Annotated in this window: 22 protein-coding genes; 7 read left to right on the plus strand and 15 right to left on the minus strand. The window is 33.5% G+C overall.

Going from position 1 to position 22,737, the window contains the following annotated elements:
* The first annotated feature begins 212 nt into the window (after positions 1-212).
* Positions 213-335: a hypothetical protein gene (locus tag F6K23_RS20115; protein ID WP_293159103.1), complete on the plus strand. Its 123-nt coding sequence runs from the start codon at positions 213-215 to the stop codon at positions 333-335.
* Positions 336-521: 186 nt separating this feature from the next.
* Positions 522-1,097: a hypothetical protein gene (locus tag F6K23_RS20120; RefSeq protein ID WP_293159105.1), complete on the plus strand. Its 576-nt coding sequence runs from the start codon at positions 522-524 to the stop codon at positions 1,095-1,097.
* Positions 1,098-1,285: 188 nt separating this feature from the next.
* Here F6K23_RS20120 and F6K23_RS20125 read toward each other — a convergent pair whose 3' ends face one another.
* Complete coding sequence (locus tag F6K23_RS20125) at positions 1,286-1,678, minus strand: hypothetical protein (RefSeq protein ID WP_293061518.1); 393 nt, start codon at positions 1,676-1,678, stop codon at positions 1,286-1,288.
* Between the two features lie 1,089 nt (positions 1,679-2,767).
* Entirely contained in the window at positions 2,768-3,997 is a 1,230-nt protein-coding gene (locus F6K23_RS20130; RefSeq protein WP_293159107.1) for a CapA family protein, read from the minus strand.
* Positions 3,998-4,473: 476 nt separating this feature from the next.
* Between F6K23_RS20130 and F6K23_RS20135 the strand changes: the two genes are divergently transcribed.
* A complete protein-coding gene (locus tag F6K23_RS20135) occupies positions 4,474-4,770 on the plus strand; it encodes a hypothetical protein (protein WP_293159109.1) in 297 nt (98 codons plus the stop codon).
* Between the two features lie 424 nt (positions 4,771-5,194).
* Here the strand turns inward: F6K23_RS20135 and F6K23_RS20140 are convergent, their stop codons facing one another.
* From F6K23_RS20140 to F6K23_RS20155, 4 genes are all read right to left on the minus strand, one after another.
* Positions 5,195-6,385 (minus strand): glycosyltransferase, encoded by a 1,191-nt coding sequence (locus tag F6K23_RS20140; protein ID WP_293159111.1) that lies wholly within the window; start codon positions 6,383-6,385, stop codon positions 5,195-5,197.
* Between the two features lie 475 nt (positions 6,386-6,860).
* Complete coding sequence (locus tag F6K23_RS20145) at positions 6,861-7,427, minus strand: fasciclin domain-containing protein (protein ID WP_293159113.1); 567 nt, start codon at positions 7,425-7,427, stop codon at positions 6,861-6,863.
* 940 nt (positions 7,428-8,367) lie between these two features.
* Positions 8,368-8,937, minus strand: a complete 570-nt coding sequence (locus tag F6K23_RS20150; protein WP_293159115.1) for a fasciclin domain-containing protein — start codon at positions 8,935-8,937, stop codon at positions 8,368-8,370.
* Positions 8,938-9,055: 118 nt separating this feature from the next.
* Positions 9,056-9,871 carry an MBL fold metallo-hydrolase gene (locus F6K23_RS20155; RefSeq protein WP_293159117.1) on the minus strand — a complete coding sequence of 272 codons (816 nt, stop codon included), beginning with the start codon at positions 9,869-9,871 and terminating at the stop codon, positions 9,056-9,058.
* A 1,081-nt stretch (positions 9,872-10,952) separates the two neighbouring features.
* Here F6K23_RS20155 and F6K23_RS20160 point away from each other — a divergent pair.
* Entirely contained in the window at positions 10,953-11,831 is an 879-nt protein-coding gene (locus tag F6K23_RS20160; protein ID WP_293159119.1) for a hypothetical protein, read from the plus strand.
* Positions 11,832-11,979: 148 nt separating this feature from the next.
* A complete protein-coding gene (locus tag F6K23_RS20165; RefSeq protein WP_293159121.1) occupies positions 11,980-12,567 on the plus strand; it encodes a hypothetical protein in 588 nt (195 codons plus the stop codon).
* Between the two features lie 412 nt (positions 12,568-12,979).
* On the opposite strand, the gene F6K23_RS20170 is transcribed toward F6K23_RS20165, so the two are convergent.
* From F6K23_RS20170 to F6K23_RS20195, 6 genes are all read right to left on the minus strand, one after another.
* On the minus strand, positions 12,980-13,567 hold the full coding sequence (locus tag F6K23_RS20170; protein ID WP_293159123.1) for an aminodeoxychorismate/anthranilate synthase component II: 588 nt from the start codon (positions 13,565-13,567) through the stop codon (positions 12,980-12,982).
* A gap of 520 nt (positions 13,568-14,087) precedes the next feature.
* Positions 14,088-14,597: a diacylglycerol kinase family protein gene (locus F6K23_RS20175; RefSeq protein ID WP_293159125.1), complete on the minus strand. Its 510-nt coding sequence runs from the start codon at positions 14,595-14,597 to the stop codon at positions 14,088-14,090.
* Between the two features lie 103 nt (positions 14,598-14,700).
* Entirely contained in the window at positions 14,701-15,354 is a 654-nt protein-coding gene (gene ybeY / locus F6K23_RS20180) for an rRNA maturation RNase YbeY (RefSeq protein WP_293159127.1), read from the minus strand.
* Positions 15,355-15,392: 38 nt separating this feature from the next.
* Positions 15,393-15,602: a DUF3285 domain-containing protein gene (locus F6K23_RS20185; protein WP_293159129.1), complete on the minus strand. Its 210-nt coding sequence runs from the start codon at positions 15,600-15,602 to the stop codon at positions 15,393-15,395.
* Between the two features lie 1,277 nt (positions 15,603-16,879).
* On the minus strand, positions 16,880-17,851 hold the full coding sequence (locus F6K23_RS20190) for an alpha-E domain-containing protein (protein WP_293159131.1): 972 nt from the start codon (positions 17,849-17,851) through the stop codon (positions 16,880-16,882).
* Between the two features lie 548 nt (positions 17,852-18,399).
* Complete coding sequence (locus tag F6K23_RS20195) at positions 18,400-19,833, minus strand: circularly permuted type 2 ATP-grasp protein (protein WP_293159133.1); 1,434 nt, start codon at positions 19,831-19,833, stop codon at positions 18,400-18,402.
* Positions 19,834-19,992: 159 nt separating this feature from the next.
* Between F6K23_RS20195 and F6K23_RS20200 the strand changes: the two genes are divergently transcribed.
* Both F6K23_RS20200 and F6K23_RS20205 read left to right on the plus strand, forming a co-directional pair.
* On the plus strand, positions 19,993-20,550 hold the full coding sequence (locus tag F6K23_RS20200) for a zinc ribbon domain-containing protein (protein WP_293159135.1): 558 nt from the start codon (positions 19,993-19,995) through the stop codon (positions 20,548-20,550).
* Positions 20,551-20,991: 441 nt separating this feature from the next.
* Positions 20,992-21,258 (plus strand): transcriptional regulator, encoded by a 267-nt coding sequence (locus F6K23_RS20205; protein WP_293059042.1) that lies wholly within the window; start codon positions 20,992-20,994, stop codon positions 21,256-21,258.
* A gap of 138 nt (positions 21,259-21,396) precedes the next feature.
* Here the strand turns inward: F6K23_RS20205 and F6K23_RS20210 are convergent, their stop codons facing one another.
* Genes F6K23_RS20210 through F6K23_RS20220 form a run of 3 tightly spaced genes read right to left on the minus strand, consistent with a single transcriptional unit; the run spans position 21,397 to position 22,726 of the window.
* On the minus strand, positions 21,397-21,843 hold the full coding sequence (locus F6K23_RS20210; RefSeq protein WP_293159137.1) for a PIN domain-containing protein: 447 nt from the start codon (positions 21,841-21,843) through the stop codon (positions 21,397-21,399).
* Complete coding sequence (locus tag F6K23_RS20215) at positions 21,833-22,096, minus strand: hypothetical protein (protein WP_293159139.1); 264 nt, start codon at positions 22,094-22,096, stop codon at positions 21,833-21,835. The genes F6K23_RS20210 and F6K23_RS20215 overlap by 11 nt, the downstream gene beginning before the upstream one ends.
* A gap of 21 nt (positions 22,097-22,117) precedes the next feature.
* Complete coding sequence (locus F6K23_RS20220; RefSeq protein WP_293159141.1) at positions 22,118-22,726, minus strand: type II CAAX prenyl endopeptidase Rce1 family protein; 609 nt, start codon at positions 22,724-22,726, stop codon at positions 22,118-22,120.
* Positions 22,727-22,737 lie beyond the last annotated feature (11 nt).

A 22,737-nucleotide genomic window follows, 5' to 3' on the forward strand; every position in this document is an offset into this window, starting at 1 on the left:
AGTTTTAATGATTAATTGGCTTGAGGAAATTAAAAATAGTTACGTTAAACCATCAAATCAAACTAATTTACAACCTGCGGAAACAACTATTGGGAAAATTATACCTACAGAAGTAATTGAGTTAAAAAATGGAGATGGGAGTAATATAGAATCTCGTTAATAAAGTACCTTTTTGGGGAGATGGGGAGATAGGGAGATAGGGAGATGGGGAGATGGGGAGATGGGGAGATAGAGACCTACCCCTAACCTCTTCTAGGAGGGGAATTTGGGGAGATTCGTACATTTCATTTGCACAATTAAATGTATTTCAAATTATCAGGACTTACGCAAATTGACCTTGAAACAACCATATGTAGGGGCGAATGCCATTCGCCCTCTATATGTAGAGTCTCTGCGTAAGTCCTGACTATACTATTATATATACTAAAAAAACAATTGATTTATAAACTAAAAAAAGTTCTAAATTAGATAGATAATTAATAGACAAAAGCTATAAATAAAATTTAGCTGGAGGTGTAAAAATGGATTTTCTGAGAAAGATTGAATTAGGGGTGGGGTTAGTTACAATACTAACTGCATTTGTAGGTATACCTCTCTTTTTTGGTGGAATACGCTCAGATATTCAAAACCTTAAAGAGGATGTCAAAGACTTAAAACCTGAGAAAATAAGAGAAGAAAAGGATAAAGCTCTAAAAGATTTTGAGAAAGAAACTGAAAAAATAATGGAGGAAGCTAAAGGGAAAATTGCCTCTCTGGGATCTATTGAAAATGTTAGAGTAATTGTCACAAAGTCTGATGCTGATGAAATTTGCTCATCTGTATCTGGAGCATTAGCTGCTCATGTACCACCTTCGTATCTTGGTAAGACTGGACAAGAGATTTGTGCTGCCAATAATAGAGAACAGAAACGTTGTTCTCAAGTGCCCTTTGTTTGGGTCTCAAATAATAATATGCACGGCAAATATACACCTAATAATAAGAGTTGTAATGAACCTGTGAAATATGCCTGGCCGTGGGGCGATCCGTATTCAAACCCGAATACACTTAGTCGTGAGTGGGGTCATGGAAATACTTGGGTTGTATGCTGTTACAAGTAAAGGCATTTAGAGCAGAAGTAATACCAATTACCATCAACTTTGCTATATCTTGGATTTTCTATTTCTAAACATTATTTATTCGAGCAAATGCTTGATATTTGGTAACTTCAGTTATGAAGGAAAGTTATTTTTACCAGAAATATTTGCTATAAACGGTGCGCTACATTTCATTAACGCACCCTACTGGACTAACCAGTGTAACCAAATACAGAGAGAGTTACAAAAAGATCATTAAAGTCGGGTTTTGCATTAGAACCACCATCATTAGTGATGAAAGAATATCGGTGCAAAAAGACTTCGCCTTTTTCTATAATAGCGTCTTCACCTACCAATATATCAGAACCTTCGGTTAGGGTAACTGTGTAATTTCCATCTCCTGCTGATGTGAAGCTACCACCACCGATATAGGTGAATACTCCACCACTTCTGCTGCTACCAGAAGCAGAAAATACTTCATTACCATTAGAGTCAACAATTGTTACTGTTTGATTAGCACTTGATTGAGCAAAGGCAGCAACTGTTACTAACTTGCCACTTGGGTTAATACTGATTTTCTGCGGACCAGTGGAAGAACTAGGCATAATCACCTCATAATAGTGTTTTATATTTAGGACTTACGCAGATACGCTATATATAGTGTTAAAAACTATTGTCAAATAGTTACTGTACCCTATAAATAGTGCCTTTGCGTAAGTCCTGATATTAAAAAAAAGGATAATATATTCACCTTTTCTAGTCTACTGAACTTTATTATTCGTAATACAGGAATTACCAGAGGAAATATTATTTCTTCTCTTGGTCTCATGGATATGGGGAGGAGACCCGCTCTTGACAGAGCCGCTCCGAAGATCGCCATCCCATCCTACGGAATGCTCCGCAAACGACCGCTTTTTTCCCCTTGAAAGGGGAGGCTTTAAACTAGAATTATTTAATTATTAATTATTAATTATTCGGTAATTATTAATTAGGGTTTGCTGAAAAAGTCTTTTTGTGGAGGGTAGGAGTCAGAAGTCAGAATGAATGGGAACTATACCATTTATCAAAAACTTTTCTACATTTTGTTGAGCAGGGGACCCACCCCTAACTCCTCCCCGGATGGGAAATAGGGGAGTAGGGGAGTGGGGGAGAATAAAACATAAGAATAATGAATATTAAATTAGCTAAAATTAGCAAAAAAGTGATTCTGCTTCTGCTAATTAGTTGATAACTGAAGTATTGCGCAAATATAGCACTAATGCATGGGAATTGGTATTACAGAGAAGGCAGTTGAAAGAATTGTCGCTCAATTTTTCTGTCCTTGTCTGCTCAAAATGTTAGTATTTTGGGCAATTAAATTAGGAGCTAAAAGCTGACACTTTTTTCGCAGCAAAAAGGCTACAACCTTTATCTGTAATACCAAATTCAAAAAAGGCAGTTACATCTTAATTTGTGATTTATTCCTAAAAGAAAAAATTATAAATTCCATAAATTCTAAAATTTCCACTTTTTTTCCTCTTTAATATTTATGTTTTTCTTTCTCTGTTTCCTGTTCCCTGTTCCCTGTTCCCTGTTTCCTGTTTCCTCACGCTTTGCAATATTTTATGAAATTGGTATAAATGCTTTTAGAGTTAATCAGCAAACCCTAATTATTAATTATTAATTATTAATTATTAATTATTAATTATTAATTATTATTGAACCTCTACTCCTTCTTTTAACGAATTAATATGACTATTCATTTGAGTTAAATATTTTTCTAGCAATGAATAATCTCTAGATTTAAGTAAAGGATCGTTTTTAGCATTAACAACTTCCTCTAATGGTAAAACCCGAAAGTTTAATTTCCCATTTTTCCGATAACGATGTACCCATGTCGGTAAAGCTTCCACACCAGAAATTTCAATTGTTTCCTCTGGAAAACTTTTCTGAATATTAACCTGAAAAATTACTCCCAATTTAGTATCTTTTTTCGTTTGATTGGAAATAAAATTACCCATAGAATAAATCGCAACTGCTTGACGAGTCTCTCCATTTTTTGATGTAACGTTAAATATTTTATAGGGTTGAACTACATGAGGATGACTACCTAAAATAATATCTGCTCCTCCATTAACTAAATTTTCCACTAATTGTTTTTGTTTAGTATTAGGTAGACGTTGATATTCTGCACCAAAATGTAGAGAAACTGTGACAATATCTGCTCCTTTCTCTCTTGCCCTAGTAATATCTTGAATAATTTTTTGTTCGTCAATTAAATTTACTAGATAATCTTTCCCTTGAGGAATTGGGATACCATTAGTGCCATAAGTGTAAGCTAAGAAAGCCATCAAAATTTCATTTTTTTCCACTATTAAAATTTCTTGAGATTCTGCTAAAGATGCTGCCGTACCTACTGGATAAATGTCGCGATCGCGTAAATTTTCTAGAGTTTTTAACAGACCTTTTTCTCGTCTATCTAATGAATGATTATTAGCAGTACTTAAAATATTAAAACCTGCCCATTTAATAGCATCAGCTAATGTTGCCGGAGCATTAAATAAAGGATATCCTGTATATCCAGATTCTGGTCCTGCTAATGTTGTTTCTAGATTACCAATTACCCAATCACCAGCAGATAAAATATCTTTTACTTCTGTGAAAAAACCTTGATAAGAATAAGTTTTAGTTTGAGAGTTATAACCAGATTTGATTTGCATACCGTGCATCATAATATCTCCAACCGCCATTAATTTTGCCTCCGTAACATAGGGAGTTGGTTGAGGTGGTTGAGGTGATTCTACAGGTAAAGTTTTTGATAGTTTTTCTGTTTTAGTTTCGGGGAATATATTACAGCTAGAAATAAATAGTATTCCACTCAGAAAAATCAACCTAATTAATTTCTTATGCTCAAAAATCCTGAATTTATCGATCCAAATAATCATCTTTAAATTTACTCAAATTATTTAATTTTTTTTAACACCTGTGATACCAATTTTATAAATGTTTGTTACACATGGTAGGGACGTTGCATGCAACTTCCGTATCAAAGAAGGAAGAGGGAAGAAGGAAGAAGGGATAAATATTTAAAAAAATGGAAAAACGATATAAATAACTATCTAAAATGAACTATACTGGCTATTTTTAAGCATATCCGATCAAGGTCTACCTTTTTGTAGCATTCTTTTTTCAAATTGGTATGAGACACTTATGCTGAGGGCAGAAGTTTTGTAGTCAACATGAGTGAAAATCGCTATGATTTGATAGCCCAATTAATATGTGATATTAGTTTATTTTAGAAAATTTGATAAATAGCAATAATGAATTTCATTTTTTTCAAGAAGGAATTACCGAATAATTAATAATTAAATAATTCGTGCCTTGAAGCCTCCCCTTTTAAGGGGAAAAAAGCGGTCGAGGAATGGATGGGTTTTCTAACCATATCCAATCGACCAAGAGAAGAAATAATATTTCCTTATTTCAATCAAGAGCGGTTTTAACCAGAGGTAATTATCAATTATCAATTATCAATTATCCATTAATGAAAGCATCTATCATTCCCATTTTTACTTTAATTGAATACAAGCCAGAATCAATTGTTGGTTGTATATTGATGGGAGAAAATGTACCTAAAAATCTGCCTCCCGATTGGTTTATTTATGCTGAATCATCAGAAAACCCTGCATCTTTCCTATTAAAAAAAGCTGAACAAGGATAATTTTTAGGTGCTCTAGATGTATTTTTAATTGTTAAAGAACCTGATTCATTACTACAGATTACAGTTTTAGTTGCTATAGGTTGTTGCAATATTAATCACAGTGGAGAAGCAGGTAGAGGAGGTAAAACTATCCTAAGTTTATTAGCAAAATATAACATCAGAACATCCCCCGCAGAAGTTATTCGACCAGTTTACAATTATCGTAATATTGATAAGCTACATCAGGAAGCAAAAAAAATCTTTTTCAAAGCATTTAATAAGATTGGTATATACTGGCTTCCAGAAGCATGGAGAGTAGAACCTTTCATATACTAAAATACTGAGGATTTATTACTATTATAGTGATGTAGTTTAATCTTACTTAAATCTGAGAAAATTTTATTACTTAAACTTGATAAATTTTGCCAATAATTTATTTATATCCCTACAACACAAAACCCATAGACTCTAACCCTTGCCTAATTCTTTTTGCTTCTATAGGATTATATTTTTCATGTAAATTAATAGCCTTCCTAAACGCTTCTAAACTTTCCGGTACTTGACCAACTTTCAATAATACAACTCCCAAATTTTGATAAGCTTCTGCATAATTACTATCAAGCTGAATTGCCTTTTGATAAGAAGCGATCGCCTCGGTAAACCAACCCATTTCTTTCAGTACCATTCCTCGGTTATAGTGACCAACTGCAAAATTAGGGTCTATCTGTAAAGCAATTTCATAGTTAATTTTTGCACCCTGTAAATTTCCTTCTTCCTTCAACAAACTACCCAAATTATTGTATGCTCCCAACTTTAATTTAGGCATAACATTTAATTCTATAGCTATTTTATAATGACTCTTTGCCATTTCTCTATCTTGTTGTTGTCGATAGGCAATAGCTAAGTGATAATGCAGCTCATACAAAATTGTCTTATCTATATCGGGGTCTTGTAAACCTCGAAATAGCAATTCCATTCCTTTCTGTTTTTCCCCAATTTCTATATACAAAGCACCTAACTTACTACAAACATAAACATCATTAGGATGATTACTAAAATAACTTTCCATAGCTGCTTTTGCTCTTTGCAGCTTATTTTTAGAAGTAATTTCTCCCTTTTGATAACCCTCATGTAAAACCGCTATTTCTGGCAAAGAACCTATTTCCCAATGAGATTCCTTCGCCAAAATCTCAGTAATACTATCATCAACTATGGCATGATAAGGTCGAGAAAATTTTATTTCAGGATGATTTCTAAACAGACGAGAAACCAAAGAATAGGGAGATTGTTGCGCCCCTATTTCCTCTCTAATCAAATTAATTAAAATGTAGCGATCGCTCTTAATAGCTTCGTGAATATGTGGAGCTATTTTTGGTGAGAGATATTCATCAGCATCTAATACTAAAACCCAATCACCCGTAACATATTTCAAAGATTCATTTCTTGCTGCTGCAAAATCATTACACCATTCAAAATAATGTACTTTTGCCCCAAATTCTTTAGCTATTTCTGGCGTTCGATCAGTTGAACCCGTATCTAACACCACCATTTCATCTACTACATTTTTCACACTTGCCAAACATCGAGGCAAGTTTTTTTCCTCATTTTTAACAATAATACAGAAACTCAAATTCATATTCTAGCAATTAGCATTCAGCTATCAGCGATTAGCATTAAAATTATATCATTTTCGTTGGTATAAGTAATGAATAAGGAAAAACACAAAAATCAGAAATAGAAGAAAACCAAGGTTTTTTAGTTTACTTAGATAAAACGGAAATTCTGTGCAACCAACGGAAATAATTCAAATAATCAGGGTAATTAAAATAATTTAACCAAATTTCCCTTTGATTATAAAAGGATATTCAAGCCAATAAATGATATTTAAACTAAAGGTTTATTACTCCTGTATTCCTCTCCTGGGAGGGGTTAGGGGTGGGTTGACTCCTAAGCGATAACCTAAATATTTGTAGCAAAAATTTATCAAACTGGTATAGCTTCTTTCTTTAATTTATAAAACTTACTAAAAAACCCCATTCTTACTTAACTTTTGAATGAGGTATGTTCAAATTTCTATCTTTTGATAGCGATCGCTAATAATGTAATACTAATTATCTGGATGGTAGAATTACAGAATCGATAACATGAATTACACCGTTAGTTGCAGGTACATCTGGAATAATTACATTAGCATCATCCACCTTTACACCTCTGTAGGAAACTTGAACATAGATATAATCACCTTCAACAGTTTTTACCTTTCCAGATTCTAAGTCGCCAGATGTTACCTCACCAGGAACTACATGATAAGTCAGAATTTTGATTAGTTCGTCTTTGTTTTCTGGACGTAATAAATCTTCTACTAATCCTGGTGGTAAAGCTGCAAATGCTTCATCAGTAGGTGCAAATACTGTAAATGGACCTTCTCCTTGAAGAACTTCTACTAAACCAGCAGCTTTTAGTGCCACAGCTAAAGTATTGAATTGACCTGCTTCTACTGCAGTTGATACAATATCTTGAGCGTAAGCAATGAGTATAGGTTGATTAACTACTTGCTGATTAGCTAATGCGGGTAGACTACAAAAGGGACTAGCAAAGATTAGCGCTAAAGTAGCACAGATTAATCCTAAGATATTGATGGACTTTTTGAAGAGAGTCTGAATATTTTGGGTATTCATGTTTTCCCGATTTCATTAACTACATTATTTACAGTAGTACAGAAACTGGAACTTATCTTAAAAATATTTCAAATATAGCACTACACAAATAGACTAAAACATTTATAGAACCCATTTGGTATCTTCATAAATATCAAGTTTTTTGAGTTAGGAGTCAGGAGACAGGAGACAGGAGACAGGAGGTCATTTCAGTTATCAGTTATCAGTTATCAGTACCTCTGCAATAAGGAGGCTTGAAATCTGAAATATTCTCTTTTTTTATCCCCTTAAAAGGGGAGGCGCATACCCAGAATTTTTCGGTAAGAGGGAAGAGAGAAGATGTGGGGAGAGATAATACAAAAAATTAAACGCTCCTTATAGCTGATTTTTTCTCAAAATTGATGCGCGAAAAAACTTGACTACCATAACTATATAGATCTCAAATGGGTTCTATAGGAATTATACCAACTTGAAAAAAGAATGTAATACCAAATTCACGCAAAGGCAGTTACATCTTAATTTGTGATTTATTCCTAAAAGAAAAAATTATAAATTCTATAAATTCTAAAGTTTCCACCTTTTTTCCTCTTTAATATTTATGTTTTTCTTTCTCTGTTCCCAGCTCCAGTGTTCCCTGTTCCCTGTGTCTTCACGCTTTGCAATATTTTATGAAATTGGTATTACAAATAATAAACAGTATTCAAATAATTTCTAGGAAATATCTATTGGACGAAAAAGATAAATTACTACATAATAAATGGTATCAAACCTATTACCCTACTACTCCTGACTCCTGTCTCCTGTCTCCTGACTCCTAAGCAATAACCTAAATATTTGTAGCAAAGATTTGTAAAACTGGTATGACTTCTGACTTCATAAAAAAACCCATTCGTAAGCATAGTTTAAGAATGGGGTAGATTTATATATTTCCAATAAATTAAATGGTATAACACTAATTAAATTACTCAGGAATAATTACTGTGTCAATTACATGAATTACACCATTACTTGCAGGTACATCTGCTTTCAGCACTTTGGCATCTCCTACCATTACATCTGCATCAGAAACTTTAACTTCTACTTTGCTACCTTCGACAGTCTTAACCATTCCAGATTCTAGGTCTCCAGACATTACCTTGCCAGGAACTACATGATAAGTCAGAATTGTTACCAGTTTATCTTTGTTTTCTGGTAACAATAACTTTTCTACTGTTCCTGCTGGTAAAGCTTTAAATGCTTCGTCAGTAGGAGCAAATACTGTATAAGGACCTTCTCCTTGAAGCACTTCTACCAAACCAGCAGCTTTGAGTGCTGCAGCTAAAGTATTGAATTGACCTGCTTCTGCTGCAGTTGCGACAATATCCTTAGAGTGAGAGTCAGCAATTAGTAAAGGTTGGTTAACTACTGACTGAGTGGAAGATTTTTGAGAGAAGTTAGCTACTGCGGGTAGACCGAAGAATGCGTTAGTACCAACTAATCCTAAAATAGCGATCGCTCTTTCCACTATATTGAAACTATTTTGATTATTCATACCGATCTACTTTTCCTGTTTGTTAAAAAGTGTAAACTTAGTTCTATTTATCTTAACAAAATTTTAATAAGTGTCAAGATAATTTACATAATTATACTTAAGTTTTACTTTTCAGTTTTTAATTACTTCCGAGAGAATCCGGAGATAGTTGATCGAATCCATAGCTCAAAACTTCTATTATCGAGCCTTCTTGAGGAACATCAGCTCTAGTAATCGAAATTGTATCCTGATTGACAACTCTTACTGGAGTTCCTTCCATCACACTGAGAAATTCCTCGATAGGAACAATATCACAAGTAGCTTCATCAGCAGCTTCAGTTTTGTAATGAGTGGGAATCACAATTCTGGGTTTTAGCACTTCCAATGTCTGTTTTGCTTCCAAAGGGGTATATGCTTTTGGCCCTCCCCCTACAGGAATGAGTAGTAAATCGGGACGACCAATTAAAATACGTTCTTCTATGCCAATGGGACTTGCTAGTCCCCCTAAATGTAAAATCTTGATTCCTGCTTGTTGCCATAACCAAGCCACATTAGTCCCGAAGCGACGTCCACCTTCTCTATCTTTAGTAGTGCGAATTCCTTGAATTTGTCTATTATCAACCTGATAAACTCCAGGTTCATATAACAACATTGGTGGAGGATTACTTGTAAAGTTTTCTACTACTCCCTCATCTAATAATCTACTACTAATTAAAATTAAATCTGTATCTACTGTAGGGTTGCGATACCCTGCGGTACAACCTATTGGACGAAAAGGATTTACTAATACTTTAGTCGCTGCATCTTCAAATAAAAAGCAAGTATGTCCTAACCATTTAATTGTTAAAGATTCTCCTGTTTGTGCCTGAGAATGGTGAAATTTAGATGTTAAACCAGTTCCCATTAAGGCTAATAAACTTGCCTGTGTATAACGTATAAAGTTTCGTCTTTTCATCTTTTATTTGTTAGTTTCACATCAATTTACAGCAGATTCCATGTAAATGTGGCATAGCAGTTCAGGGTCTGAATAATGAAAGCTTATTTAATAAAATACTCAGTATTGGAGAAACTATATTCTTTCTTTTCTGGTATCTACTCCCTGTTCTATAGGGAAGTTGCATGGAACGTCCCTACTTCATAAACCACCAAATACACTGTATCTTCTTAATACTATACACCTCGGTTAAATTGATTGAAATATAGTATTTACATTTGAGATTTGAACAGAGAATTAAATGCTGGAAAAAATAGGGAATGCTCAAAAGAGGAAACAGTGGAAGGTAATACCGTTTCACGGAAGTTATAAGTCAAAAGTCAAAAGTCAAAAGTAATATTTTATCAGATAAAAAAATTGATGACCCAGTAATTTATGGAAGTTATTTAACATTTAAAGGAGTGAAACTATTTGTGACTTCTTTAAAGTGAATTGGTATAAGAATACCAGTTTGATATTTTTTTTGACAAATAGGTTATATAAGCAATAAGAAAGTCAAGAAATAGAAATAATGTAATAGTATATATTATTGCCCATATAGTTACAGAATTTTATACAAGCAGGGAATAGGGAATAGGCAACAGAGATTCGTAGGAAACATTTATCAAACTGGTAGAACAGGAAACAATTTTGTATCTCATATTAATGAGATAAGTCAAAGTTTGTTTTAGTTTTAGAGTAAGCATTTCCTGCGGACTGCTGCGCAAACAGCTTTTTAATAGACATCTCCACAAAAGAGGGAGTAGGGGGAAATAATTGATAATTGCTGTGCGATAATTGATTTGATTTTTTCTGATTGGAGATGTCTAATGAATAAAGCAAGCATTCATTTAATTTCTACTACATTCTCAATCAGAGGTTTGTACTCTTAAGCTTTGATAAAATTGCTTTTTTTTTCTTTAAAGCTGATAGCTGACTGTTGAATGCTTACGTTTTAGATATAATAACTCAGTATTTTCACCATAGACTATTCTAATTCCGAACGAGTATATTTTTAAGGCTAGTCAATTTTAGAGAATCACAATAATTATTAACAACAATCATGGTATATACCAACAGTCAAATAGGCGGTAAATCCTTCTATCAATCTGAACCACTCATCGCTCGTCTCCGAGGAATTATTCGAGATTATCCAGAAGGTGTAGGAATTCTCAAAGAGTTAATTCAAAATGCTGATGATGCTAAAGCTACAAGGGTTGAAATTATATTAGATTGGCGGACTCATAAATTTAAAAATTTGCCTGATAATCGTATACGTCATGTTGTTGCTCATGCTTATGCAAATTTAATTACTGACTTAGTAGAAGATATTGGCAAGTATCAACCACAGAAATTTTACGAATTTTTCCCCACAATAAAAATTACTACTAGCAAAGCTCTAGAGGAACTACATATTTTTGTAATTAGGCTTTTATATGAGCGAAATGTTATTCAATCTGCTGTAGAACATTCAGAAATCAAATTGGAAAATGGCGAGCAAGTTATCCACTCAACAAAATGGGTTGCTCCTACAAAAATTAAAGTTCTTCCTAAGAGTTGGCACAGAAAATTAGTTGTTCCTTTAAGTGCGGATGAAATTGATATTTCTGAACCTCGAATACCAGATAAAATCTTGTCTGCTTTTGTGGAAGCTAGTTATAAAATTGCTGAATTTAAACCTGTGGATTTAAGAAATCATTTAAAAATGAATCAATCTTTAGGTTTGCCATTAAAAAATGCTCCTAAAGCAAGTCTGAAAAATCGGCAATGGGTAATAGATATGCTTGGTTATTGTGTGGAGGATAATTATCAAGATTTGCAGGGTTTACCATTAGCTATTTTGGCTAATAATTATCTGGAAGTATTTGGCTATAGTTCAAGAAATCCCATTTTTATTCATACTTCCGAAATTCAAAGAGAAATATTTGCTGATTATCCATAATGGTTTATACATTCGGATTTATGTCAAGTAAATCTCTACAGATGTAGATTATTTAGACTTTATTGAAGAGATATTTGAACAGAGCGGTCGCCTACCTCTAAACCATATAGATAGTACCTGGTTATTACACCCTCAAGTATCTCCAAAATTGGCAAAACTAGCAGGTAGTTTATCTTTATTCAAAGATATTATTGAAATGCCTCAAAATGTCAAACCTGCCGATAATAACCAATCTATTGAATGGTGTATAAAATGGCAAAATACCCTCAATTATCCAGAATTTATTCATGGTCTACAGAGATTAATTTTTCACTACCACGACTTAGAGTCAGAAGTAGAATTCAACTGGTTAAAAACTGCTAAAGTTATCTCCGCTAGTGAAATTAATGTAGATTTAGTTTTGCCAGATAAAACTCTGGTCGCATCTTCTATTCCTGGGGTTTATTATTTTGATGCTAACCAGAGAATTTTTTATCTTATTTCTAGTGCTAGTAGATATATTATGCTCTGCTATCTGGCAGAAATTATTAACATTCAACTGGGAAACTTTTCTCTAGATAATCTTCTGCCTATTGCCAGTATTATTGATGCTGAATCTGAAAATGTTAGCTTTATCTTAAATGAATTAAGAATTAGGTCTTTTCCCAATGAAAAAATTATTTCTGCCGACCCTTCATCCGAAGATTGTGCCGAGCATAAAAGTAGCGATCGCCAGATTTATTGGGGAGCATTTTAATTATAGCGCTACACTCTAGGGAATAGGGAATAGGGAATAGCAAACTGTAAAAGAGTTTTAGGATGGAAAAATGTCGGTGCCCAATTCTTGTAGTGATATAAAATTACCAAACTATGGTGTATTATAGAAATTAATTATTAAGCTGGGCTAATTTTGACTTTTAAAAGAATAATACTAAATCCGGTTATCATACATCACGTTTTTCGCCCTTCCCCTCTAATCCTTCTTCCTTCTTCCCTCTTCCCTCTTCCGTAGGGACGTTGCATGCAATGTCCCTAAAATTTTTAACAAACATTTATCACACTTGGTATCACAATAAATCTATCCATCTTTGTCCATCCCACATATACCGTTCTTAGAAACCTATAATGATCAGATTATAGACAACAGTTAAAAACCCCTATTCAAATTTCTATAACTCTTCCAAAAAATTTCTCATTAACAACTTTCCAGAATTAGTTAAAATACTTTCTGGATGAAATTGTACGCCCTGAATATGAGGATAATTTTTATGTCTAACACCCATAATAGTTCCATCCTCAACCCATCCCGTAATTTCTAATACTTCAGGAAAACTTTCCTTATCTATAACTAAACTATGATATCTCGTAGCAATTATGGGATTATCTAACCCTGCAAAAATTCCTACTCCGTGATGATAAATTTCAGAAGTTTTACCGTGCATTAATTCTGGAGCAGCAACAATGTTTCCTCCAAATACTTGACCAATACTTTGATGACCAAGACACACTCCCAATATAGGTAAACTTGCTCCTAATTCTTTAATTAATGCTTGAGAAATTCCGGCATCTTCAGGACGACCAGGACCAGGAGAAATAACCACTCCATCAGGTTTCAAGTCATTAATTTCTGCCAAAGAAATTTTATCATTACGGTAAACTTTAACATTAGCTGCAACTGCTAATTCTGCACCCAATTCACCTAAATATTGTACTAAATTGTAGGTGAAACTATCGTAATTATCTATAACTATAATCAAAGCGTTCTACTCCTTAATTTCCTAGATATATTTAATCTCTCAAACGACGAGCGTTCGCTAATTTCTCTTATTAGTTATTTTGACAAATAATTTCTCAAGCGTAAGATTCATAAAACTGAAAGTTTTACTACTGAATTAAAGAGAAAAATAGCAAGCAACTAAAGCACAAAAAAACATTCTACTATTATGATAATTCTAGCTTCATTGCACTCATGCAAGAATAACTTATTAGTCAACTTCCAAAATACTTTGTACTTTGATTATAGCTAAACCTCTACTCCAGTAAAAATAATTTTTTGTGAAAAGTCAGATACTTTGATAATGGCAAAAACTTATATAGTAATTTCATTTGAGTTAGGTAAATAACCCGCTTTTAGGCAACAGGTAATAGGCAACAGGCAAGAAAGTTTGCCGGACTTTTTACTGTTAGTAAATAACCAACTCTTGTTTGAAATTTCATTAAATCTCAACTTAAAATCTCAAACCTTGTACCTCATTTAATCAATCAAGGCGATAATCCCTAACTACTAAAAGTATCAATAACCAGACTTAATAATGGAGGTAAAATCAGATAGCTTGCGATAAGTAAAGCTACAATAGCTGAAATTAAAACAGCACCCGCAGCACAATCTTTAGCAATTTTAGCCAACTCGTGGTAACTTTTTTTAACTGTTAAATCTACCACAGATTCAATAGCAGTATTCAGCAATTCCATAGCCATAACTAATCCAATAGTTAATACAATAACTGCTGTTTCTATTGGTTTTAACTCTAATAAAATACTCAAACTAACAGCAACAATACCAATGAAAGTGTGAATCCGAAAATTACGTTGAGTCTGGAAAGCATAAGACAATCCTGCCCAAGCATATCTGAAGCTAATTAAAAGACTATTTGCTACTTGCCAAGATAATTCTCTATTAGGTTTAACTGTACTTTTAGAACCCTTCACCTTCGCAGCAGAAGAATTTTTCGATTTGTGTATAAAAGTGGCTTCATTGTAAGACATTGATGACTCGTTCAGTTTCATAATTTATCCACCTCAGTTCAATTTAATAAATATGGCCTAGATAATCAAAGACTTACTCGATTAATAGTCTATCTAAAAAGTTCAAAAGTTACCCTAAGTCTTGTCAATTTTCTGGAGTGATTTGTTTCTCAATAGTAATTCCCACCGTATGAAGCAAAAATAATTGCTGTTTGAGCATTTGTTGCCAACTCTGTTCGTCAAGATGATCCCATCCAAGTAGGTGTAGAAAACCATGGGCCGCTAGCCAAGCTAATTCAGTTGTTAATGAATGTTCCCGTTGTCTGGCTTGCCGAAGGGCCGTCTCAACAGAAATCACTATATCACCAAGATATAGTTGTAAATCAGAATCTATTACTTCTGGAATTGGAACATTTACTTCCAGAGCAGCAAAAGCTAAAACATCTGTTGGTTGATTCTGATAACGATACTGATGATTAAGAATTTGGATTTCGCCATCCCCGGTCAGACGTAGACTAAGTTCGTAGTTTTGAGCAGGTGGAATATTTGGTTGTAGAATCTCTAGCCATTTTTGAAACCAATATGCCCAATTTTCAGAAGATATGGGATAAAATTTGTCCTGATCAAAATAATTGGGTCTAAAACCCCGCCTTGATTGGCAAAATGTTTTTGGAGGGGGGTTTAAATCCCCGTTACAAAAACCACTTCTGACTTCGTTAACATCCTGGACTTTTAACTTTTCTACTTCTGACACAGAGGACGACCAGAAATAATCCTGAACACTTACTTCTAGATACACCCTTAAACTCTCCTTTCCGCTCAAAAATGTGATTTTAATTATCGCGTTAGATAGGCAAGGCCAACCAATATACCTACAAGTCCAATGGTTGTCAGGGCAAAATGTTTGAGTGATTTACTTCCCTTCCTCACCATATTTCTCATGGCCAGTTTGACATAACTGGGTTTTGGTTCAGTTGTGGAAGCATTCGTTTCTATTTGTGTCTGTGTTTCTCTGGAGTCTTGAGTTGATGAAGATAAATTACTCATAAAAATCAATATATTTACAGTTTTTTAGTGGTTGTTGTTTGTCTCGAGCTGAGTTTAAATTGATGATAAAGTCGATACTACTATAACAATAATATTAACTCTTGTGTCTATATATCGACTCTTGATTATTTTTTCATCAAATTTTCTGCCTTATAGCTTAAATATAAATATATTGATGAAAAAGTTACTCTTGATCATAATTGACAAATTGATCGAGGAAAAATTTAGATATTTTTCAGGAACAGTGAATAAAGGACATATATATGAAATAGTTCTGCTATGAATAATACAGCAGATTCGGTCGTATATGAGATACAAATATTAACGTTAAGATGTTGGTAGTGCGGGTATCTTGCCTGCGAAGGATGTACCTCACGCCTGATGAAATATGCTGTAATTATTAATTATTGGGTTACTGGTAGTTTAGAAGTTTCTTGTATCGAGTCAAAAATATTCGATCTTTGGCTTGATTTTGGGCGTTGCTGAGTAGTAATGATTTTTAGATTAAGTATCAACGCAAAACATAAGTTTTTCAATTTTACCTTCAGCTACTTATACCATTTCTCCATGAAGTTGCACTTAATATAAAGATGAGAATAGTAAGTTTAATAAGGTCTGAGCAACAATTATTAAGCGCATTGTTACAGAGAAATGGTATTACCATTACATTTCAGCAACGCCTAATTTTGAATAATAATTATTAGATATCTCTTCCAAAAGAGGGAGTAGGGAGTAGGGACGTTGCATACAAAGTCCTTCAATAATTAATTATTAATTATTAATTATTAATTATTAATTATTACCTCTCCTTGAAAACGGATAGGATTGACTAATCATGAAATTTTTTTCTTGTTTCTCTTTGTAGAGCGACAGCTCGCGGCGCAGCCAAGGAAAGGCTTTAAACCTTAATTATTCGGTAAAGAGTAGGGAGAAATAATTGATAATTTATGTGCGATAATTGATTGAATTTTTTATTGTTGGAGATATCTATTAATTATTGGATTATATCATGTCCGGATAAGAGCCTGACAAAAAAACTTTCCCCTCCTTATAGCTTAAAACTCTCTCTTATTCCCTCCTGTATGTCGCCCTACCGACAGCTCCCCTACCTGACTCCTTCTTTATTATTTATAACTATTCAACCGGAGATAATATTACTGGTAGTTTAGAAATTCTTTGTATCGAGTCAAAAATATCTGATCGTTGGTTTAATTGATAAATTAATCTATATTGAGAGGATAAAATTAGGCAATCGTCATTCGACTTTATCGCAGTTGCTAATTATTTAATCGCTGTGCCTCTATAGGTTGAAGATCGAAAAAAGTTTCAAAAATTTTCTCTCCTGTCTGATTAATTATCGTTTGTAAATTATCCAGAAATTCGTGTAAACCAGTTTGAATTATTTCCTCTATTGTTAAATAGTCTAACTCAGAACATAAACGACCCAATACTTTTTCTACTGGATGTTTTTTCATGCCTTGAGTTACTCCAATAATTTCATAGAGCGACCGCTGTGTTGCACTTAAACAATATTGAATTGAGCGGGGAAACTCTCGGTCTAATATTAAAAATTCTACTACTCCATTAGGGGTAATTCTATGTTGTTGACGTTTGCGATACATTTCATAAGCACTTGCTGATTTTAGTAATGCCATCCATTGCACTTCATCTAGTGGAGTTCCAATATCTTTAATTGAAGGTAAAAGAATATAATATTTAACATCAAGAATACGGCTAGTTTTATCAGACCGTTCTAAAAATCTGCCCATTCTACCAAAATGCCATGCTTCGTTATGACTCATAGTAGCATCCATGATGCCTGAAAATAAATGTCCATCCATTTTTACCTTCTCAAAAAATTCTGGTAATTCAGAAGTTTTTAAACCACTATTAGCAACATCTTTTACCATTAAATAAAATGAGTTAACTTGCTCCCACATTTCTGAGGAAATAATTTCCCGAATGGAACGAGCATTTTCTCTAGCTAGACGTAGACATGAAATAATAGAGTTAGGATAGTCACGGTCAAAAGTAAGAAATTGAATTACATTTTCTTCTGTTACTTCGCCATAGCGTTCTTGAAATAAAGGTAAATCTCCAGTAGTAATAACTATAGGTTGCCACTGTTGAATTACACCTGGAGAATCTAATAGTAGATTGAGATTTACATCAATAAATCGGGCAACGTTTTCTGCCCTTTCAACATAACGATTTAGCCAGTAAATTGAATTTGCAACGCGACTTAACATAATTAATAAGGAAGAAGGAAGAAGGAAGAAGGAAGAAGGAAGAGGGAAGAAGGAAGAAGGAAGAAATAGGAAGGCAGAAGGCAGAAGGAAAAATTAATTAATCAATACCCATAAATAAACCTTTGAGTTACTATCTTAATTTTCCTGATTTTCGACATTTTTTACAAGTAAAATTTTCTGTTAATGCTAGAAGGAAGAAGGAAGAGGGAAAATTAATTAATCAATACTCATAAATAAATCTTTGAATTGCCATCTTATAATCTTCCTAATTTTCGACATTTTTCACAAGTAAAATTTTCTGTTAATGCCAGAATAAAAAGGAAAAGTTAATTAATCAAAAACCAGAAATAAACCTTTGAATTGCCATCTTAATTTTCCTAATTTTCGACATTTTTCACAAGTAAAATTTTCTGTGAAAAAATCTCTTTATTAAATAATAAATTTATGGGTGCATCTCTTATGTGCAAAAATACTTTTTTCCTATATATTCCCTGTTGCCTAAAAGCGATAAATTTTTAGCTTTATTCAAAATTGAGATGCACCCAAATTTATTCTGATAAAACCCAAGTATCTTTACTACCTCCACCTTGGGAAGAATTAACCACTAAAGAACCTTTTTTCATTGCCACTCTAGTCAAACCACCAGGATGAACATAAATTTCTTTACCATATAAAATATAAGGTCGTAAATCAACATGACAACCCTCAAATTTATCATCTATTATAGTTGGAACTCTAGATAAAGATAAAGTTGGTTGAGCAATATAATTCCGGGGATTAGCTTTAATTTTTTCTGCAAATTCTGCTCTTTCTTCAACAGTTGATTGAGTTCCTACTAACATTCCATAACCACCAGCTTCATTGGCAGATTTAACCACAAGTTTATCCAAATTTACTAACACATGGTCTAACTGTGTTTTTTCCCAACATAAATAAGTAGGAACATTAGGTAAAATTTGCTCTTCATCAAGATAATAACGAATCATTTCTGGCACATAAGCATAAATAACTTTATCATCCGCTACACCAGTTCCCAAAGCATTAGCAAGGGCAACATGACCATTACGGTAAACTTCCATTAATCCTGGAATTCCTAATAAAGATTCAGGATTAAAAGCTAAAGGATCGATAAAATTATCATCAATACGTCTGTAAATAACATCAACTTGCTGCAAACCCTTAGTAGTTCGCATCTTTACATACCCATCTACAACTACTAAATCTCTACCTTCAACCAATTCAACTCCCATTTGTCTAGCTAAAAATGAATGTTCAAAATAGGCCGAATTATAAACACCAGGAGTCAAAACAACAACAGTAGGATTTGATAAATAAGAAGGTGCTAAATTTAGTAGAGTTTCTAATAAATAACCGGGATAATTATCAACAGGTCTAACTCCTAAAGTCGCAAAAATTTGGGGAAATGTACTTTTCATCACCCGTCGATTTTCTAATACATAAGATACACCAGAAGGGCAACGTAAATTATCTTCCAATACATACCATTGACCATCTTTATCCCTAACTAAATCTGTCCCTGTAATATGACACCAAATTCCTGACGGTGGTTTTAAACCTATACAAGGTTTGAGAAACCCAAAAGCAGAATCAATTAACTCTCTAGGAATAATTCCATCTTGAAGAATTTTTTGTTCTCCATAAATATCTGCAATAAATAAATTTAGAGCATGAATTCTTTGCTTTAAACCTGTTTCCAAAAAATTCCATTCAGCCGCAGAAATTATACGCGGTACAACATCAAAAGGAAAAATACGTTCTGTACCTTGACTATCACCATAGACATTAAAAGTTGCTCCAAGTTTTACCATAGCGACTTGTGCAGCTTTTTGTCGCATCAATAGTTCACCTACAGAAAGAGAATTAATTCTTTCTATCAATAATTGAGCTTCTGGACGAGGTTGATTTTTACTGATGAAAAGTTCATCGTAAAATTCCCCCGGTGTATAAGAATCAAATTGCACTATTTTTATTTATAATTTATCAACTACTTGATGATGATTAAATTTTAATTATTATATAAGTAAGTGTAAAATTTACATAATTGATTAACAATTATTATAAGTAAAATTGTTATCATATATACAATTAAATTAAGTGCAAATAATGATTGACTAAAAATTATGGCTTACAAATGCAATCTTAGTAATGGCCAGCAAGTTTATATTGAAAATCAGGGAATGCAAACTGTGGTAACTCTTTTGAGTGCTAGTCCTGGTCAACAACAACAGGCAAGTACAGGGTTTCAAACAGGTAAATGGACTGTAGTACCCACTTTGTTTAAAACTGCTACTGGAGTAATTTTGCGGATAGAGTCCGAACAGGGACAATCTTTTGTTCAGTTGCAGGCAGGTGGAATAAGTACCATAAGTGGGACGCCTACTTTGAGTGATGCCGAAGTTTTATCCCTTCAAGAAGTAGAGGCAACACCCAGCACAAGTATGCCACCAATGGAACCGATGAAACCGATGGAACCGATGAAACCGATGGAACCGATGAAACCAATGAAAATGGGTGATATGGAAATGAAGATGAACCCAATGCAGATGCGGATGGGTAATATGTCGATGGAAATGGGGTCAAGTTCCTCTGCAACTTCTGGGAAGCGTTTTTGTCCCCAATGTGGTGCTCCTGTACAAACAAGCGATCGCTTTTGTTCTAGTTGTGGTTATCAGTTATAATTTTAGTCTTGAAGTTTGATTGGATAAGATATATTAAGTTTCCAGGGACTCTTTTTTTTGCTCTCTTAAAGTATTAGTAGATAGGGTGAGCAAATAGAACCTAATTTACTAATGATTATAGATAATTAAATAGTTGTATCATATTCGGTCAAAACTTATTTAGGCGCGTAGTTCCCTTAAACGTGCCTACAAACAAAGACTTTTTTATAATTAATTATTTCAATTATGATATTACTTATATTAACCAAGGGCGAGGGATATTTTCTATCAAGAAAAGACAATATTGATGATGGTTGCTTTTGTCAAAACTTATTTATATAATTGAGCAATAAAATAAATCATTATTATTGCTTTTTTTCTTACTTATTTCTTTCCTAAACTATTTATAAGACTCTTTTTTATAAAATTATATATAATGAAAAATAATCAGGAAAATACACAATGAAAATTGATATTGATATAATGACTCGCTATTTACATAGAATGCGAAATCAACCAGGATGGGCTTCTTTAAACGAAGTTGCAACATCTATGAATATGGATAGAGCTACATCTAGACGCTACACGAAAACAGCAGAAGAATGGGAATTAATTGAGCGTCAACATTTAGAAAATCAGCCTACTCAAATTCAAGCAACTCAGAAATTAATAAAATTAGAACCTGGAGAAGTCCGAAAAATTGTACAAGCAAATTGCCAAGATTTTTAGTTTGATGTAAGAAGGAAGAAGGAAGAAGGAAGAAGGAAGAAGGAAAATTTTGGCGTTGTCTGAGTTTTAAGCTTTTGATATTTCTGCGCCCTTTCCTTCGACTGCTATAAATATAAAATGTTCAGAGCAGAGATAGAATCATAATGTTAATTCACTGATTACTAAAATAGATAACTCATTGACTCGTTTTAACTGTAAATCATTGGTTAAAAAAGCCTCACATTTTGATTGAATAGCAACAGCAATTTGTAAAGAATCAGTTAATGATAAATTATACTTTGCTCTCATTTGTGCCGCCAACTTGCCGATGTCTTCATCAATGAGTATAAAGTTAATATTTTCTCCATAAACAATTAAATCAATAAAATCCTGAGCAAGTGCTATTAAACCTAATTTGTAAGGATGTACTAAACACTCAGACAAAGTGATTGGAGAAGTAACTCCCAAAAGTAAACCCTCATCTACTCCATCAAAAATAGCTTCAGTTAGTCGATAATAATTGGGATGATTTTCTACATAGTAAATAATCGGCGCAGTATCTAAAAATAGTTGCCTAACTCCTTGAATAGCATTATTAACTTTCATAATTATTGCGGATAATTTGTTCGCGGTTTTCTGTGGCTTCTTGACGAGTTCGAGAAACCCATTCTTGAGCATCTTCTCCTACTAATGGATAAGTTGCTTTTCCTTGAATCTCACGCCATTTACGCCGAGGTTTAGGGGTTGAATTATCATTTATTTGAAGATTATTTGATAAATAACGCATTAATTGAAGTTTTTCTTCAACGTTTAACTTTTCTGATTTACTGATTAACTCATTTAATAATTCTTGAGACATGATGAATGATACCTCCTTACATTACTTACTTCCATACAACTTTTCTTTACCACCTAACCAATATTGCCAAATTACAACTACTGCCCAATGAGCAATTACCACAACCCACAAACAACCAGTTAATTGATAAGCTACTGTACATACTAATCCTAAAATTCCTGTCAATGTCAAAAAAATCGGTTTCATAAAAGTTGGGTTTCCCTGGGGGTGGAATGTTAGAGCATTAATTGGATGATAAATAATAAATAAGAATAAACTTAATGCTGCCCAAAAACACCACATAATAGTTGAAATTTTCTCGGTGGGATGAGGCAATAACAAAACTCTAAATATCGACTCTTCTATTAGGGATGGCATAAAAAAGATTGCTACCAACCCCTGAAATAATTCTTTGAAATTACGAAAGCTTTGACTAACTCGTAAAAATCTGGAATTAAAGCCTAACGGTAAAGCGATCGCTCCATAAATTAATAATGTTACTCCTACCACTAACCAGTCTTGAGTATTCATGGGGCGAGAAGCAAATATTAGACGTTCAATTAAGGTGGAAATCATAGGATTTGTAGGTTGGGTTGAGGTAACGAAACCCAACACATTACAACACATAAACTGCTTAGAGTTGGGTTTCACTTCGTTCTACC

Origin of the sequence: Okeania sp. SIO2C9 (assembly GCF_010672455.1) — a bacterium.
Classification (GTDB): Bacteria; Cyanobacteriota; Cyanobacteriia; order Cyanobacteriales; family Microcoleaceae; genus Okeania.

Excerpts from the sequence above, each read along its gene's own strand:
- F6K23_RS20130 (WP_293159107.1), bottom strand. The coding sequence starts at position 3,997 with ATGATTATTTGGATCGATAAATTCAGGATTTTTGAGCATAAGAAATTA.
- F6K23_RS20140 (WP_293159111.1), bottom strand. The coding sequence starts at position 6,385 with ATGAATTTGAGTTTCTGTATTATTGTTAAAAATGAGGAAAAAAACTTG.
- F6K23_RS20145 (WP_293159113.1), bottom strand. The coding sequence starts at position 7,427 with ATGAATACCCAAAATATTCAGACTCTCTTCAAAAAGTCCATCAATATC.
- F6K23_RS20150 (WP_293159115.1), bottom strand. The coding sequence starts at position 8,937 with ATGAATAATCAAAATAGTTTCAATATAGTGGAAAGAGCGATCGCTATT.
- F6K23_RS20160 (WP_293159119.1), top strand. The coding sequence starts at position 10,953 with ATGGTATATACCAACAGTCAAATAGGCGGTAAATCCTTCTATCAATCT.
- F6K23_RS20205 (WP_293059042.1), top strand. The coding sequence starts at position 20,992 with ATGAAAATTGATATTGATATAATGACTCGCTATTTACATAGAATGCGA.
- F6K23_RS20115 (WP_293159103.1), top strand. The coding sequence starts at position 213 with ATGGGGAGATGGGGAGATAGAGACCTACCCCTAACCTCTTCTAGGAGG.
- F6K23_RS20135 (WP_293159109.1), top strand. The coding sequence starts at position 4,474 with ATGGATGGGTTTTCTAACCATATCCAATCGACCAAGAGAAGAAATAAT.
- F6K23_RS20120 (WP_293159105.1), top strand. The coding sequence starts at position 522 with ATGGATTTTCTGAGAAAGATTGAATTAGGGGTGGGGTTAGTTACAATA.
- F6K23_RS20125 (WP_293061518.1), bottom strand. The coding sequence starts at position 1,678 with ATGCCTAGTTCTTCCACTGGTCCGCAGAAAATCAGTATTAACCCAAGT.
- F6K23_RS20215 (WP_293159139.1), bottom strand. The coding sequence starts at position 22,096 with ATGTCTCAAGAATTATTAAATGAGTTAATCAGTAAATCAGAAAAGTTA.
- F6K23_RS20175 (WP_293159125.1), bottom strand. The coding sequence starts at position 14,597 with ATGAAACTGAACGAGTCATCAATGTCTTACAATGAAGCCACTTTTATA.
- F6K23_RS20155 (WP_293159117.1), bottom strand. The coding sequence starts at position 9,871 with ATGAAAAGACGAAACTTTATACGTTATACACAGGCAAGTTTATTAGCC.
- F6K23_RS20210 (WP_293159137.1), bottom strand. The coding sequence starts at position 21,843 with ATGAAAGTTAATAATGCTATTCAAGGAGTTAGGCAACTATTTTTAGAT.
- F6K23_RS20190 (WP_293159131.1), bottom strand. The coding sequence starts at position 17,851 with ATGTTAAGTCGCGTTGCAAATTCAATTTACTGGCTAAATCGTTATGTT.
- F6K23_RS20185 (WP_293159129.1), bottom strand. The coding sequence starts at position 15,602 with ATGAGTAATTTATCTTCATCAACTCAAGACTCCAGAGAAACACAGACA.
- F6K23_RS20200 (WP_293159135.1), top strand. The coding sequence starts at position 19,993 with ATGGCTTACAAATGCAATCTTAGTAATGGCCAGCAAGTTTATATTGAA.